The organism is Anaeroplasma bactoclasticum (genome assembly GCF_003550015.1).
Taxonomy (GTDB): domain Bacteria; phylum Bacillota_I; class Bacilli_A; order Acholeplasmatales; family Anaeroplasmataceae; genus Anaeroplasma; species Anaeroplasma bactoclasticum.
Genome location: NZ_QXEV01000002.1, coordinates 42,205 through 59,405 on the forward strand (window position 1 = coordinate 42,205; position 17,201 = coordinate 59,405).

Genomic DNA, 17,201 nt, shown 5'->3' on the forward strand with positions numbered 1-17,201 from the left:
ATTGGGATTTTTTTATATTGCATCTTTTATTATTTGTATTCCTTTTATAATATTTTCTTTTGATATTGCTGTATATCCCAAGATTAATGTTTTACTATCCTTATGATTTATATCAAAATCAGATAATAATTGTATATGAATACCTTTTTCTTTAAGTATATCCTTTATTTCTTTATCTTTTTTATTTGTCTTTATATGAACTAATATGGATAAATAGTTTTTCTTTTCTTCTAGAAGAAATCTATTATCGTTTTTAAATAAAGATATTATTAGATTTCTTTTTTCAATATATCTTCTTTTAGTTTTATTGATATGGGATTCATAATATCCTTCTAATATAAAATCCTTTAATGCTAATTGCTCTAAAGTAGATACACTTTGAGAATATCCCTTATATAAAGATAAATATGTATCATATAAGGAATCTGGAAGAATAATATAGGCAATTCTTAAGCCTGGATATATGTTTTCAGTAAATGTAGAAAAGAAGATTACATAAGATGGATTAATCGTATATAAAGATGTTGTTGGGCTTGAATTAATTCTAAATTCAGCATCAAAATCATCTTCTATAATATAAGTATTATATTCCTCTGCATAGGATAATAATTCTTTTTTTCTAGTAATAGACATTTTAACTCCTGTTGGGAATTGATTAAATGGAGTTGTATAAAGAATGGTTTTATATTTAGGAATACTAACACCAAAATCATCTAATTCTTGATAATTAACTTCAAATCCTAAATTCTTTGCGATTAAGGCAAGCTTATGATATCCTGGGTTTTCTAGTGTTAAGCTTTTAATATTGGCTGCATTTAATATGCGCTCTAGCATCTCAAGTCCATTACCTATAACTATATGAGATGCATCCGCAATAATACCTCTATTTTCTTTTAGGTGAGCTGCAATTACTCTTCTTAATTCAATATCTCCGAAGCCCTCTGTTTTATTGATGAATTCATCATCAGATATTTTTGCTCTTAATATTTTTCTAAAGCTTGTATTGGTAAATCCTTCAATGCTTTGAGTAGTAAAATCATATAAAGGCTTATCTTTTTTTATTAAATTCTCTTTTTTGATTTCTACCTTTTTATTTACTAGTAGCTGTTTTTCTACATAATACCCCTTTTTTAAAGAAGAAGATATATATCCTTCTTCAAGTAATAAGTCATAAGCATTCATGATGGTATTAACAGAAACATTTAAATCCATAGCTAATACTCTTTTCGATGGGAGCTTATCTCCACCCTTTAAAATACCATCATTAATGTCTTTAGCTATTTTATCAAATATCTCAATATATTTTGGCTTTTGATTGGAAAACTCAATCTTCATGATACCATCTCCTTTATCTTTTTTATACACTTTAAAGGTACCAGATTTTATTATATTATAATCATTTTTAAAACACTATTCAACATTGAATTTTGACATAAATAATGTTAAAATAGGAAAGAAGTTTTATTTGGGAGGATTGTGCAATGAACAAGGCTGCTGCATGTATTAAATTGATTCAAATTTTGAGTGTAAGAAACGATTATATAAACACAGAAGAGCTTGCGGATTTATTAGAAACAAATCCTAGAAATGTACGTGAATATATTAAAGAATTAGAGGTATGTGGATATACACTTGAATCTATGAAGGGTTTATATGGTGGCTATAGATTAGATAAGAGTTGTATGCTTCCATCTTTGAAGTTAAATGGGGAAGATAAAAAAATCATTGGTAATGCAATATCTTATTTAGAAAATAAAAGTGATTTTATTGATTTTAATTCCTTCCAAGAGGTAATGGGAAGAATTACGGCATCTGTAGAAAGAAGTAATGAGGTAACTCCAATTACTATGATTGATAGATTCCCTCTTGCAATGGATAAAAAAGAGCTTGAAAATAGATATCAGGTTTTACAGGAATGTATTGAATCTCAAATGAAATGTGAGGTTACATATCGTTCTGCTAAAAATAAAGAAAGAATTCATACAATTCATCCATATAAGCTATTTGTTTATAATGGAACTTGGTTTGTTTTAGCATATAATGAATCTATCCATGATTTTGGTTATTTTAAATTAAATCGATTAGTAGATATATTTAAAACAAGAAATCATTTTACAATATTAAGAGGCTTTGATGAAAAGGATTATTTAGATGATTTTGGTATGACTAAAAATGGTGAGTATTATGAGGTTGTATTAGAATTTACAAACTTAAATATGGCTATTTCCGAAAGAGTATATGGACGCCATCAGCAGGTAACTGAGATTGATTCTACACATACGAGATTCCAAGCTGAAATGCAAAATAAGGATATGATTGCATCATTCGTAATGTCATTTGGTAAAAATTGTAAGGTCATATCTCCTTTATGGCTAAAGGATAAGGTAAAGAAGAATTATGAGGATGCCTTAAATCAGTATATGGAGGAATAAGATGTATAAGGATATATTCCTAGATTTCAATGGAACCATTATTGATGATCTAGATTTATGTGTTGAATTATTAAATGTATTTTTAAAAGAGCAAGGGAAGAAAGAATTATCTGTTGACGAATATAAGCATGTATTTAAATTCCCTATTAAGCAATATTATATAGATGCAGGAATTGATTTTAATATTGAATCCTATGAATCCTTAGCTATAAGATTTATTAAAGAATATCAGCCAAGAAGTATGCACTGTGGATTATTCCCTCATTTAGTAGATACAGTTAAGAAATTAAAAGAAATGGGAATACGAGTATATATATTATCTGCAAGTGAGCAAAATAATTTATTAGAACAAACAAATACCTATGGTATTACTCAATATTTTGATGCAGTATTAGGAATTAATAATATTCATGCTGCAAGTAAGGTAGATAGAGCAATTAATTTTATGAAGGATAATGGAATTAATCCTAAAGAAACATTGTTTGTTGGAGATACCTTACATGATAAAGAGGTGGCTGATGCTATAGGAGTTAATTGTGTTTTAGTTTCTTGTGGACATCAAGCAGAAGATATATTAGAAAAATCAGGCTGTAAGGTTATACCTTCTGTTAGTGATATTTTTACCATACTATAGATATTTCTTGAAAATTAAATATGAATAGAATATAATATAAAAGACTTTATTTTGGAGGTTACTATCGTGAATAAATTTAAGAAAATCATCTCCGCTTTAGCGGTTTCAATAGCATTTGGTGCACTAGCATCCTGTTCTAGTTCATCTTTCTATTCTGAATGGAAAGAGGCTGGCGCAGAAATTGAAGAAGAGAATGTATTCTCTTTGTTAACTGTAGATGAGGTTGTAGCTAAAAGAGAAGCAAAGGAAAGCTTTGTAATCTTTGCTGGTTCATCCTTAAAGAGTGGTGCAGTTTCTGCAGTATCAGAAATTCAAGCAGCTGCCGATAACCTAGATTATACTGGCAAGGTATATTTTGTTAATACAAAGGATATCCTAGCTTCTATTTCCTTAAAGAAGGAAGCAACACAAAAGCTTGGAGTTGTAGAAATTGACTCATCTAATTTAGTTGCAGTATGCTATCACTCTGGTGATGTATTCTTTGATACATCATCTACATATACAGACCATTATGATAGATTTAAGATTAGTGGTTCAATAAGCTACAATGCACTTGCTGTATATACATTTGAGTATTATAAGGTAGAAGCATAAGAAAACCGCAAATGCGGTTTTTTATTTTTATATATAAAATATATAATTTCAGCAAGTGTTTTCATTTGATAAACACTTGTTTTTGATTTTAAAACATACTATAATAATAACAAAAGTTTTTTTGGAGGATTATTATATGTTTCATAGTACTAGAGGAGAAAAGCTTGTATCATCACCAGAAGCCATTTTAAATGGCCTTGCAGATGATGGTGGCTTATATGTTATAGATAAAATACCAAGCCTAGATTATCATGATTTATTAAATGATGATTACCAAACGATTGCGGCTAAAGTTTTAAATAAATTCTTTCCTGAATTTACTTATGATGAGATTAAAAAAGAATTAGATATTGCCTATTCTACTTTTGATATTAAAGAGGTAGTAGGGATGAAGAAGGCAGATAATGCATTCTTCTTAGAGCTATATCATGGTCCAACTCTAGCTTTTAAAGATCAGGCATTAGTTGTACTTCCAAGATTAATGAAGCTTTCTAAGGAAAAGCTTGGATATGAAAAGAATATTACTATATTAACTGCAACAAGTGGTGATACTGGTGGAGCTGCATTAAATGGATTCCAAAATGTAGATGGTGTATCTATTGTTGTTTTATATCCTAATGGAGGAGTATCTCCTGTACAGGAAGCACAAATGTGCTCTTTTAGAAGTAAGAACGCAGAGGTATTAGCCCTAGAGGGTAATTTTGATGATTGCCAGAATTTCGTTAAAGAATTCTTTAAGAACCATAAGGATTTAAGCCTATCTAGTGCGAACTCTATTAATATTGCAAGATTAGCACCACAGGTAGTTTATTATTTCTATTCTTATGTATATTTATTAAGAAATGGCTATATTAAAGAAAATGATAAGGTAAACTTTGATGTACCTACAGGTAACTTTGGTAATATTTTTGCAGGCTTTTATGCAAAGAAGATGGGTTTACCTGTTGGTAATTTAATTTGTGCTTCAAATAAGAATTGTGTATTAACAGACTTTTTCTTAAATGGTACATATAATAAGAATAGACCATTCTTTAAGACAAATTCTCCATCTATGGATATTTTAATTTCTTCTAATTTAGAAAGATTTTTATATTATGGAAATAATGAATCAACAGAAAAAACTAAAGGCTTAATGGAGCAATTAGTAACTAAGGGAACATATGATTTTAAGAATCCATTTAAGGAATTCTATGCATATTCTACAGATGAGGAAAAGACATTAAAGGTTATTAAGGAAGTATATGATAAATATAATTATTTAATAGATCCTCATACTGCAGTTGCATATAATGCATATAAGGAATATGAAGAAGAAACTAAGGATAATAATATTTGTGTAGTTATATCTACAGCATCTCCATATAAATTCCCTCAGTCTGTCTTGGAAGCATTTGGAATTATAGAAGAGGATGCAATGAAAGCAGTAAATACCTTAAATAAGAAGTTTAATCTAGAAATACCTAAGGTATTAAATTATCCAGCTGTAAAAAGAAAGATTGTATCCTTAAAAGATTCTGTTTCTTATGTTGAGGAAGTGGTAAAATGCTTAAAATCAAAGTAGAAGCTACATCCGCTAATGTATGTGTTGGCTTTGATGTGCTTGGTATAGCATTAAATCTATATAATGAATTCACATTCAAGAAAAGTAGTGAATTTAAGTTTGTTGGCTTTGAAGAAGAATTTTCCTCTTGTGAAACGAATTTGGTTTATGAAGCCTATAAATATGTATTTGATTTAGCTAAGGAAGTAATAGTTCCTGTAGAGATTGGATTTATTGGTGATATCCCTGTATCTAGGGGACTTGGGTCTTCCTCAAGCCTAATTGTTGCAGGAATATTTGCTGCAAATTATTATTTAAAGAATAAATATTCTAAAAGAGAATTATTTGATATTGCAACTGCTATAGAGGGACATCCAGATAATGTCGCTCCAGCCATTTATGGTGGTTTAGTCGCAAGCTATCAAAAGGATGGTAAATATTATCCAAATATTTATCCTATTCATAAGGATTTAAAATTTAGTGTAGTTATTCCTAATGTTAAGGTATCTACCCATGATGCAAGAGGGGTATTACCTAAGGAATTACCATATAAGGATATTGTTTGGAATTTATCTAGAATTGTAAATTTACCTAAAGCCTTTATGGAAGGTAATATAGAATTATTAAAGGATTTATTTAGTGATAAATTACATGAACCATATCGTTCTAAGCTTATTCCAGCTTATAGTGATATAAAAAGTATAATAAATAAATATAATGCTGCATTTGCTATTTCAGGGTCTGGATCAACGATGTTAATCGTTTCAAAGGATTTATCATTCATGGATGAGTTAAAACAAATTGACTATCCTGTTTTAACACTAGAAGTAGGAAGTGGTGTAAAGGTGGAGGAATTATATGAAGGATGATGAATATTACGTAATTCATAGATCTGTATTACCAGACTATTTTGAAAAGGTTATTGAAATTAAGGAAATAATATCTTCAGGTGTAAATATTAGTGATGCTTGTAAAAAGGTTGGCTTATCTAGAAGTACCTTCTATAAATATAAGGATTATGTAAACCGTCCATCCACTAAGGTTGGAAAAAGAGTATTATTATCCTTCAAGCTAGAGGATGAACCTGGTGCCCTATCTCATATTTTAAATGAGATTGCATCTAGAAATGCGAATGTTTTAGCAATCAACCAGGAAGTACCTATTCATAATATTGCATTCGTTAATATTACTGCAGATATTATGAAGATGGAGATTTCTATTCAGGAGTTTATTCAAGAGCTAAAGAACTTAAAGAATATTTTAGACGCAACACTTTTAGCTGTAGAATAAATTATTTACATTAAAAGGTTATTTTGTTATAATTATTTTAGATTTACAAAGGAGATAATTAACATGGACGTTTTTGAGACAGTAAAGAAAACAATTGTAGATACAATTAGCTGTAATCCAGATGACGTTACACCTGAGGCTAGCATTAAGGATTTAGGTGCAGATTCTATCGATGCAGTACAGATTATTATGGATTTAGAGGAAGTATATGGCATCGAAATTGATGCAGATGATGCTGGCGCATTTGTAACAGTTAATGACGTAGTTAAATATATTGAGGCTAATAAGTAATAGTAAAGGGACTACGGTGTAGTCCTTTTTTTCTTTAAAAGGAGGTGTTGCATAAATGAATAACTGGAATTCTAGATTTATAAAAGAAAAGTGCTATTCACTAGATAATGATAGATTTAAAAAGAAGTCTTTTGTTTATGCACCATTTCCAGAAATAGATAAGCATGGATTTCAAGATGGAGAGATTAGAAGTATTATTTATTCTGATATCATAGCTAGATTTTTAAGAATGGAAAATGAAAATGTATTATATCCTACTGGCTTTAATTCTATTACTTCAAAATCCTTCTTAGAAAGTAAAAAGCTTTATAAGGTTTTAGATTCTAAAACAGAAGAAATCTTTTATAATCAAATGAGTGATTTAGGAATAGGTATTTCTAATGAAAAATCTATCTCTATGAGAGGAGTAGAATATATATCTATTCTACAAAATGCCTTTATTGAGCTTTATGAAAAGGGCTATATTAAATATAAAATGTGGAATCCTTATTACGATAAGGATACCAATGAAATATATGATTCCTTTTTAGGCGTTAATTTACCTAAGGGCTCTTTAAAATGCTTTATTTTAGATATTGATGGTATGATTCCTCAGATTGTAGCGGATATAGAAAAAATAAATATAAGTAATGAGGATAAAGAATATCTCATATCTAAATTTGAACCATGTAAGGTTTTAAAGGTTGAATTCTTTATGAGTAATGGTAAAGCCTTAGAAATTGAAATGGAAAATCCAGAATATATGGGTGGAATATCCTATATATTCATAAATCCAAATTATATGGATATAGCTGGATATGTATCTATGGATGAAAGGGAAAGTGTAGAAGAATATATAAATAGTGATAATATGCTTTATGCATATAGTGGATTATCTGCGAAAAATCCACTAACTGGTACGGATATTCCTATATTCATTTCCAAAATGTATTCTAAAAGTATTTATTTAGGAATCCCATCTGTAGATAGTGAGGATGCCTTATTCGTATTAAATGAAGGCTTTGATTCTATAGATATTTTAAGTGAAGATGGACTTTTAATGAATTCGGATTTATTAGATGGCTATACTCCTATAGAGGCAAGAGAAAAGATTATCGAAGCCTTCACAGAGGCATTAATAGGTAGTGTATCTCATGAATATAAAAATCATGAAATATTATTATCTAGTCTAGAGCCCTTTGGAGCGTTATTTCCTTTTTTAGAGGATAAAGATAAGCTAAATTCCTTAAGTGAATACCTACCCTATTTATTTTCTAGTCAGTTTAGACCTGTATTAGGTGAGGATGTAGAAGTATCAGGTACTCCTATAACAGGTACGATGAGTTCCTTTATAACAGAAGGCTTATGTCCTACACTTTCTTTAATATATGATGAAATTGGTTCTATAGAATCCATATTTTCTATAGACACAAAGGAATTATATGAATCCTTCTTACCAATTAAAAAGGCTTATATTGAGAAGGATAAAATGATAACCTCTTTATTAATGCCTATTATTTTTTATAACATCATAAAAAAAGAGGTAAGCTATGCCCTACCGGATTTGTTTTTAGATGTTACATTTGTAGATAAGTCCTTAGATATTCATCATAATAGAATAAGAAGAAGTAATAATAATTTAATGGATATGGACCGCTATATTCAAAAATTTGGATGTGATTCTATAAGATTACTTGTAGGTGAGAGTAATCCGGATATGGAAATGATTTATGATACATATCATTTAGAGGATTTAACAAGCTATATTCAAGATATTAAAAGAACATTACTCGGGGCCAAAAGTGATGATGTATTAAGCCTAGATTATTATTTTCATAAGCTTATTGATAGTACAAGAGAAGCACTTGATAATGGTAATATTTTAAAATATGTTGAAATATTAAAAGCATTTAATGATAATGTATTATTTAAAGAAAATATATCCAAAAGCCAAGCATTCGATTATATAAGAGTTATTTATCCTATATTCCCTTCCTTAGCTGAAGAGGTATATAGTAGTTTATTTAATGGTAAGTATTCTTTAATTAATGAAGGATGGCCAAATTAAAAGAGCAATGGTGTCATTGCTCTTTTTTCATCCCCTGGTATAGATGCTCTTTTCTTAATTTTTTATCTATTTCATTCATAACAACCATCTTTTTTCTTGTCCATTTTGGTTCAATTAAATCAGAATAAACTCCATCTGCAGCTAGCCTATGGATGATGATATCATCTCTTAGGTATGTAATTTGTGTTGTAACGATATCTACATATTCTTCTAAGGATAAGATTTTAAATGGTTTTTCTTTATATAGCTGTCCAAGCTTTGTATGCTCTAAAATTAATAGAGAATGAAACTTAATTCCTTGAATATCTAGAGTATTAATGAATTTAATTGTATTTATCATATCTTCCTTAGTTTCATTAGGTAGTCCATTAATGATATGTAATACAATTTCTATATTTTCTTTTCTAAGTAAGCTTATTGCTTTAGTGAATTCACTATTGCATTCTAGCTGATTGATGAATCTTTTTGTTTCATCGCTTGCGGATTGTAATCCTAATTCTACAGTGATTTTTTTTCGTTTATTTAATTTTCCTAAATAGGCTGCAATTTCTTTTGTGATACAATCCGCTCTAGTTGCAATATCTAAGCCTATGATATCCTTATCGATAGATAATACCTCTTCATAAATTCTTTTTAATTCATCTAAATTTGAGTAAGTATTTGAATTTGCTTGTAAGTATGCAATAAAGCCTGCGTTAGGCCACTTTTTAATCATAACCTCTTTAACGTCTTGGTATTGTTCTTTAAGCGGCTTATTTTTGTCTCCAGCAAAATCTCCACTACCCAGCTTAGAACAGAAGATGCATCCACCATACCCCTTTTTACCATCCTTATTTGGACAGGTGAAGTTTGCATTTAAAGATATTTTGGCTATTTTTTTGCCATATAATGCTTTATAATATTCAGTTAATGTGTTATAGGGCTTATCTTTTGTAAAATAGTTCATAGTATACCTTCTTTAGATAATTATATTTTAAAGTTTTTATGAATGAAAGTGAAAAGTAAAAGATATTTTATACCACTACAAAAAAAATACTTTTTTTGGTATAATGGGCTTGTTCACAAAAAGGAGGGATGATGATGTTTAAAAAATTTAAGAATATTGTATCACACCCTTCTTTACTTGGGCTATATTTTATGGATCATTGGTATACGGTAGTTGGCTGGTGGTTTTTATTTTTTTGTATTACCTGTGTATTTTTATCTATTGTAGATTTAACTAAGCCTAGATTAGATAGCAATGTAGCAAGAAGAATAAGTGATGCCCTAGCATATAATCATGTCATTGATGATGCCAAATATGAAAATAATACACTTACTGGTTCATATAAGGTAATAGAAACAGAATATTGTATTATTTCATTTAATGATAATGCATTTATGAATAATCATGTATCTAGTGGATTAATTGTAGTTTTTGGGAAGGAAAATGCGAATGTGTTTTTTTCTACATTCCATTTAGGTAGATTAAATTATAGTGATTTAAAGATTAAAGATTTTAATATTAAGGATATAAAGAGTGGTAATATTGAAATGCGTATCGCTTTTGAAAGCTTTATAGAAAAGGGCTTATCCTCAGGGGAAGCTAATTATAGAGCTATTTGTTTTTTCAATGATTTATTTGGAATTATTATGTATTATCTTTTAACCTTAGTTGTTTGTTATTTTTTAGCATGGATAATAAACCCAATGGTAGAAAGAAGATTTAGAATAAAGCTTATTGGCTATTCATCTTTGATTTATTATTTGTTTATTTGGTGCAAGCTATCCTTTAGTATGGATGCACTTTTATATATTGGTATATTCTTTTCTTTAGTTTATACAGTTTTTACATTTACTCATATTCGCTTAGTAAGAGTAGGAAGGAGGAAAAAATAAATGACAATAATTGAATCAATTATGGCTTCAAATCTATTAAAGGAAGATAATACTATCCGAATTGATGAGGCCATATTTAAAAGAAATTCCAAAAAATTAAATATTTCCTTTGTCCTTACCTACGCGATTGATTATGAGACATATAAAGCATTAGAGGCCCATGTATCTAATTTATTAGGTCCTCTAAATTTAACCCTAGATTATTCCTTTGGTTATGAGGATGAAACATTAACTGTAGAAGAATTGAAAGGGTATTTAAAGGCTATTTTAGATGAATTATATAAAGAGTCCTCTAACTTTAAAAGCTTACAAATAGGCGATGCAACATTTGTTGGAAATGAAATAGAATTTGTAGTTGCCTATGATGCTTTAGGTATTGATGAATTATGTCCTAAGGTAGAAAAGGAATTTGAAAAATATGGTTTATCTGTTCATGTTAAGGCGATAAGGGATCAAGAAAAATCTATTCAAGCACAAATTGATGCACTTGATTCTGAAATTGAAGAAACTCTACAGAAGCAGCGCCAAGAGGCTATGCAGGCAAAGAAATTTAATAAAGAGGTTCAAGAACAAAAGAAGTATAGGAAATCTTTAATTCCTGATTCATATACTTCTATTAAAAATATTCCTGCAACCCAAAGTGGATTAAGTGAATACTTGCATACAAAGGGTGAGGCTATTTTTAGAATTAAAGGATATGTTTTTGGTCTTGAGGTAAAGGACTTTGCGAAATCCTCTATATTGTTAATGAAGGTTACCGATGAAACAGATTCTATTGTAGTTCAAAAGTGGCTAAGAGGAGATAAGGAAAAGGAATTATATTTAGGTGATGGTGGTATTAAAGTAGATACGATCGTTGATGTAGCAGGTAATGCCACTTATGACCAGTATTCCGATAGAATTATTTTGAATTCAACCAATATTCAAATGGTTGGTATTCATAAGATTGAAGAGGTAATGGATGATGCCCCAGTAAAGAGAGTTGAGCTTCATTGCCACACGAAGATGAGTAATATGGATGGCCTAACGGATGCGGCAGATTATGTTAAGCTTGTATCTAAATGGGGATGGAAATCTATGGCATTTACAGATCATAATGGATGCTATGCTATTCCAGATGTTGACCATGCGCTAGCTAAATTCCCTGAATTTAAACCTATTTATGGTACAGAATTATCCTTAGTTGAGGATGATGAATATTTTATTACCTTTAATGAGAGGGATATTCCTTTAAGAGATGCTACATATGTTGTATTCGATATTGAAACAACAGGTTTATCTCAAACCTATGATAGAATTATTGAAATTGCAGCCCATAAGGTTAGAGGCGGAACTATTGTTGATGCATTTGAGGTATTTGTTAACCCAAAGATGCATATTCCTGAAAAGATTACAGGAATTACATCCATTACGGATGATATGGTAAAGGATGCCAAAACAATTAAAGAGGTATTACCGGAATTCTTAGAATTCTGTAAGGATTGTATTTTAGTTGCTCATAATGCAAAATTCGACGTTGGTATGATTTATAGAGACATGAAGCTACTTGGCTTACCAATGGTTGAATTCCCTGTAATTGATACACTTAATTTATTTAGAGCAGGCTATTATAAAGAGGTAAAGGCCTTCAACCTAAAGGTATTATCTAAATACTTTAAGATTAAGCAGGAGCATCATCACCGTGCAACAGACGATACAAGAGTAACAGCACTATGCTTTATTCAGATGCTACAGGATTTATATAATAAAAAGATAGAAAATTATAAGGATATCAATTCCTTAATTGATCCAAGTGTTCATTTTAGATATGTTATCCCATATCATATTATTTTAATTGCTAAAAACCCTGTAGGCTATAAGAATATGTTTAAGATTCTATCGGATGCGATGACTTATCATATGTGGGAATCTGAAGCTAGAGCCTTAAAGAGCGTAATTGAAAAACATAGAGAAGGTATATTATTATCTAGTGCTTGTGCAAATGGTAAAGTATTTGAAATGGCTTTAAATAGAAGTGATGAGGAACTAAGGGATGCTATTTCTTATTATGATTATATAGAAGTACAGCCACCTCTAGCTTATAAGCAATATTATGTTGAATTCCCTAATGCAGAAGAAAGAATTCAAGAGGTAATTAAAAAGATTATTCGTATATCTAAGGAAATGGGGAAGATAGTTGTTGCAACATCTGACTGTCATTATGCTAGACCTAGATTAAAGAAATATAGAGATATTTTAATTGAGGTTCCACAAATTGGTGGTGGAACACATCCTTTAAAAAGAGCATTTATGGCTAATTCTACTCCAGATATGCACTTACGTACAACAAATGAAATGCTTTCAGAATTTGAATTCTTGGGTAAGGATTTAGCTTATGAAATTGTTGTAACAAATACAAATTTAATTGCAGATTCCATTGAAAAATGGCCAGCATTCCATCCAGATATGTATGCCCCAAGAGATGATGAATTTAAGAATAATTTCTTACATATTGAATCCATTGAGGAAGAAACAAGAAGAATTGTTGGACAAACATGTAAGGAATTATACGGTGATAATCCTCATCCAATTGTAAAGAAAAGATTAGACCATGAGCTTCATTGTATCATTTCTAATGGATATGCATCGATTTATTACATTTGTCATTTAATGGTTAAAAAATCACTAGAGGATGGATATCTAGTAGGCTCTAGAGGTTCTGTTGGATCATCCTTGGTTGCAACCATGATGAATATTTCTGAAATTAATCCACTTGCTCCTCATTATAGATGTAAGAAGTGTCACTTCCATACATTTAGAATGAGAAAGGATGAAATAGAAGAATATGGCTTAACAGATTTAGAAAAGCCATTCCAGGAGGCTTTACAAAATGTGGATTCTGGTTATGACTTAGATGATGCAATATGCCCTGTATGTGGTGCACCACTCGCTAAGGATGGTCATGATATACCATTTGAAACCTTCTTAGGCTTTAATGGTGATAAGACACCAGATATCGATTTAAACTTCTCAGGTGAATATCAGCCTAGAGCTCATGAATATGTAAGAACTGTATTTGGTCCTGAAAATGCCTTCCGTGCAGGTACTGTAGCTACAATTGCAGATAAGAATGCCTTCGGTTATGTTAAAGGATTCTGTGAAAGACAAAATATTACTATGAGATCTTGTGAAATGGATCGTATAGCTTCTTATTTAATTGGTATTAAGCGTTCTACAGGACAACACCCAGGTGGTATTGTTGTTGTACCACATCATGTAGATATTTATGATGTAACTCCAGTACAATATCCTGCAGATAATATTGAAAACCCATGGAGAACTACACATTTCGATTATCATTCCTTTGAACAAAACCTACTTAAGTTTGATATTCTAGGACACGATGATCCTACCTTAATTAAGTATTTTATGGATTATGTTCATCTTCATCAAGAGGAATTCCCATTTGAAAAGCCACAGGATATTCCAATTGATGATAAAAACCTATATCGATTATTCTATGATCCAAGTGTAATTGGTGTAACACCTGAGGATATTGATTCTAAGGTAGCATCCTATGCTGTACCTGAGCTTGGAACAAACTTCGTAAGAGGTATGCTAATTGAAACATTACCAAGAACATTTGCCCAGCTTGTAAAAATTTCAGGTCTATCCCATGGTACAAATGTATGGAATAATAATGCCCAAGAGCTTGTAAAGGGCACTACAGAATTTGGAGAAATAAAATTTAAAGATATCATTGGTTGTCGTGACGATATCATGGTTGATTTAATGAGAATGGGTCTAGATCCACTTAAATCCTTCAAGATTATGGAATTCGTCCGTAAGAATAAAAAGGTTAAGGATATGAATGGATGGTTAGATTTCCAAAAATATATGCGTGAGCATAATGTACCAGAATGGTATATTTGGAGCTGTGATAAGATTGAATACATGTTCCCTAAGGCTCATGCGACAGCATACTGTATGATGTCATTAAGAATTGCATGGTTTAAGGTATATGCTCCAACCCTATTCTATAGTGCTTGGTTTTCTAAGCGTGCGAAAAACCATGTAGTTCATGCTTATTTAGGTGGTAAGATTGCCATTCGTGCAGCAATGGAAGAAATTATGAATAAGAGTGGTAGAACTGCAACAGATGATGATAAATATACAGCACTTCAGGTAGCACTAGAATGTGTTGCAAGAAAAATTAATTTCTTACCTGTTTCTGTATTAAAATCTTCAGCTACAAACTTTGATCCTGAGGATGGTAATTTAAGAATTCCATTTAGTGCAGTAGATTCTTTAGGTGAGGCCATTGCAATTGATATCGTAGAAAAAAGAGAAGAAAGAGCATTTACATCGAAAAAGGATGTATTAAAGAGAACTCGTTTATCTCAAACATTATATGATGAATTTGATGTAATGCATTATTTTGATGATTTACCTGAAGAGGATCCTGAAAAAGAAGAGGGATTATTCGCCCTATTATAAAAACTTAGACGTTTATGTGATATTGTGTAAATATTAGTAAACGTCTTTTTTTTATATATAAAAATAATATAATAGTTATTGGTTAAGGAGGTGTTTGTGTATGAATAATACTGGTTATTATTCTTATGTAAAGACAAGTGAATCTTATTTAGATGAGACATCACATGCCACTTACAAAGGCATTTCAATAAAAACAATTATTCTTCTAGCTATAGTTATTGGTATAGCTACAGTTACAGCAATTTTCTTACCAGAATTAATAAAAACATATGAAAATAGCTTTTATGGCTTCTTAATTGCATCTATAATTGTAGGATTTATTTGTGCAATTGTAGGTAGATTTAGTGAAAGATTAGCCATGGTATGCTCCATTATATATTCCTTATGTGAAGGAGTATTATTAGGAACTATTACAGCAAAAGTAAATCAGTATTTCCCTGGTGCTGGTTCTATGGCAATTGCAGCAACATTAGTTGTATTTGCTATAATGCTTGTATTATATTCCTTAGGATTTATAAGAAATGGTTCAATGCTAAGAATGATTGCCTTTGGTATATTATTTTCAGTACTTGGACTTGCAATCTTTGATTTATTATTAATCATTTTTAAAGGATATGAATCGAATTCTATTTATTTCTTAATTCAAGCAGGATTATTAATCTATGGTGTTATCACACTAGCATTTAACTTTGCGGAAGCTGAAGCTGTTGTAAAGCTTGGTGCTTCTAAGAAAGCAGAATGGAGTGTAGCACTAGGTATAGAGATTTCTTTAATTTATATTTATATTTACATCTTAAGGATTATCCTTATGTTTTCAAGAAGAAATTAAGACTCCGTTGAGTCTTTTTTTCTTTATGGTATAATAAGGACTGTTTTGGGGGTGATAGTATGACATATATATGGGATTTAGATGGTACATTAATCGATTCCTATCCAGGAATTTTAGATGCATTAATGCATATTATGAATTATTTTCATATCTCTATAAAAAAAGAAGATGTATATTCTAAGATTATGCAAAAAAGTGTTTTAGACTTTTTAAATGAGATAGAAGAAAAATATAATATTAATAGTAATGAAACTATAAAAATGTATTCCGATTATAGAGAAAAAAATCAATTCGATGTATCCTTAGAAAAATATGCAAAAGAAACATTAGTAGGATTAAAAAATAGAGGTCATAATCATTTCATATATACACATAAAGGATGGTCAACATCTTTAACCTTAAAGAATTTAGGTATATATCATTTGTTTACTGAAATAGTTACAGCAGAAAATCATTTTAAAAGAAAGCCAGACCCAGAAGCTATTGAATATATTATGAATAAGTATCATATTAACCCTAAAGATTGTTATTATGTAGGAGATAGACCAATAGATATCCTATGTGCTAAAAATGCAAATATTAAAGGAATACTATATAAAAAAGAAGGAAGCCCTATCGATATATCTGCAGATATTATTATTCATAATTTAAATGATTTATTATAAAGAAGAACCTATGGTTCTTTTGTTCTTTGGGGTGGTTATTATTGAAAGTAATATGTAATAATGCTAGAATAAATAAAGAAAGAAGATGATATTATGATATTTGATGATTTACAAAAAGCAAACATTCAAACAATGAAAGACCACGATAAGGTGGCACATGAAATTATTTCCTTAGTATTTGGAAAATGTAAAAATGAAGCTATTGATAAGGGATATGCTGATCGTAAGCTTCCTGATAGCGAAGCATTAAGAATTATTCAAAAGACAATTAAGGAGCTAGAAGAAGAAAAAATCGCATTTGAGAAGGCTTCAAGAGCAGAAAAGGTTGAAGTATTAAAGACTCAAATGGATTTACTTTCTAAGTATTTACCTAAGCAATTATCTGAAGATGAAATTAGAGCAATTATTCAATCATTAGAGGATAAGAAGATTCCATCTGTAATGAAGTATTTTAAAGCAAATTACCAGGGTCAGGTGGATAATGCATTAGTATCTAAGATTGCAAAGGAATTTAATTAATTTACT

Annotated in this window: 15 protein-coding genes; 13 read left to right on the forward strand and 2 right to left on the reverse strand. The window is 30.1% G+C overall.

Annotated elements, in window-relative coordinates:
* Nucleotides 1-12: 12 nt before the first annotated feature.
* The gene (gene pdxR / locus EI71_RS01125) at nt 13-1,335 is read right to left on the reverse strand and encodes a MocR-like pyridoxine biosynthesis transcription factor PdxR (RefSeq protein ID WP_119015406.1); all 1,323 of its coding nucleotides are present in this window, start codon (nt 1,333-1,335) and stop codon (nt 13-15) included.
* A 146-nt stretch (nt 1,336-1,481) separates the two neighbouring features.
* Between pdxR and EI71_RS01130 the strand changes: the two genes are divergently transcribed.
* The 8 genes from EI71_RS01130 to EI71_RS01165 all read left to right on the forward strand — a co-directional run bounded on the left by EI71_RS01130 (nt 1,482) and on the right by EI71_RS01165 (nt 8,828).
* Nucleotides 1,482-2,432 carry a helix-turn-helix transcriptional regulator gene (locus tag EI71_RS01130; RefSeq protein WP_119015407.1) on the forward strand — a complete coding sequence of 317 codons (951 nt, stop codon included), beginning with the start codon at nt 1,482-1,484 and terminating at the stop codon, nt 2,430-2,432.
* 1 nt (nt 2,433) lies between these two features.
* Nucleotides 2,434-3,066: an HAD family hydrolase gene (locus EI71_RS01135; RefSeq protein WP_119015408.1), complete on the forward strand. Its 633-nt coding sequence runs from the start codon at nt 2,434-2,436 to the stop codon at nt 3,064-3,066.
* A gap of 66 nt (nt 3,067-3,132) precedes the next feature.
* A complete protein-coding gene (locus EI71_RS01140; protein WP_119015409.1) occupies nt 3,133-3,660 on the forward strand; it encodes a hypothetical protein in 528 nt (175 codons plus the stop codon).
* 136 nt (nt 3,661-3,796) lie between these two features.
* Nucleotides 3,797-5,221: a threonine synthase gene (gene thrC, locus EI71_RS01145; protein ID WP_119015410.1), complete on the forward strand. Its 1,425-nt coding sequence runs from the start codon at nt 3,797-3,799 to the stop codon at nt 5,219-5,221.
* The gene (gene thrB / locus EI71_RS01150) at nt 5,203-6,069 is read left to right on the forward strand and encodes a homoserine kinase (protein WP_162849648.1); all 867 of its coding nucleotides are present in this window, start codon (nt 5,203-5,205) and stop codon (nt 6,067-6,069) included. Before thrC ends, thrB begins: the two co-directional genes overlap by 19 nt.
* The gene (locus EI71_RS01155) at nt 6,059-6,490 is read left to right on the forward strand and encodes an ACT domain-containing protein (RefSeq protein WP_119015412.1); all 432 of its coding nucleotides are present in this window, start codon (nt 6,059-6,061) and stop codon (nt 6,488-6,490) included. Before thrB ends, EI71_RS01155 begins: the two co-directional genes overlap by 11 nt.
* A 63-nt stretch (nt 6,491-6,553) precedes the next feature.
* A complete protein-coding gene (acpP, locus tag EI71_RS01160) occupies nt 6,554-6,781 on the forward strand; it encodes an acyl carrier protein (protein ID WP_119015413.1) in 228 nt (75 codons plus the stop codon).
* A 55-nt stretch (nt 6,782-6,836) separates the two neighbouring features.
* A complete protein-coding gene (locus EI71_RS01165) occupies nt 6,837-8,828 on the forward strand; it encodes a class I tRNA ligase family protein (protein WP_119015414.1) in 1,992 nt (663 codons plus the stop codon).
* 13 nt (nt 8,829-8,841) lie between these two features.
* Here the strand turns inward: EI71_RS01165 and mnmL are convergent, their stop codons facing one another.
* Nucleotides 8,842-9,774 carry a tRNA modification radical SAM protein MnmL/YtqA gene (gene mnmL, locus EI71_RS01170; protein ID WP_162849649.1) on the reverse strand — a complete coding sequence of 311 codons (933 nt, stop codon included), beginning with the start codon at nt 9,772-9,774 and terminating at the stop codon, nt 8,842-8,844.
* Nucleotides 9,775-9,908: 134 nt separating this feature from the next.
* Here mnmL and EI71_RS01175 point away from each other — a divergent pair, with 134 nt between their 5' ends.
* The 5 genes from EI71_RS01175 (at nt 9,909) to EI71_RS01195 (ending at nt 17,195) form a co-directional block, all read left to right on the forward strand.
* Entirely contained in the window at nt 9,909-10,706 is a 798-nt protein-coding gene (locus EI71_RS01175; RefSeq protein ID WP_119015416.1) for a hypothetical protein, read from the forward strand.
* Nucleotides 10,707-15,182: a PolC-type DNA polymerase III gene (locus EI71_RS01180; RefSeq protein WP_119015417.1), complete on the forward strand. Its 4,476-nt coding sequence runs from the start codon at nt 10,707-10,709 to the stop codon at nt 15,180-15,182. It begins immediately after the preceding gene.
* 100 nt (nt 15,183-15,282) lie between these two features.
* The gene (locus tag EI71_RS01185; protein WP_119015418.1) at nt 15,283-16,011 is read left to right on the forward strand and encodes a Bax inhibitor-1/YccA family membrane protein; all 729 of its coding nucleotides are present in this window, start codon (nt 15,283-15,285) and stop codon (nt 16,009-16,011) included.
* 59 nt (nt 16,012-16,070) lie between these two features.
* Nucleotides 16,071-16,676 (forward strand): HAD-IA family hydrolase, encoded by a 606-nt coding sequence (locus tag EI71_RS01190; protein WP_162849650.1) that lies wholly within the window; start codon nt 16,071-16,073, stop codon nt 16,674-16,676.
* A gap of 93 nt (nt 16,677-16,769) precedes the next feature.
* Nucleotides 16,770-17,195: a GatB/YqeY domain-containing protein gene (locus EI71_RS01195; RefSeq protein WP_119015420.1), complete on the forward strand. Its 426-nt coding sequence runs from the start codon at nt 16,770-16,772 to the stop codon at nt 17,193-17,195.
* Nucleotides 17,196-17,201 lie beyond the last annotated feature (6 nt).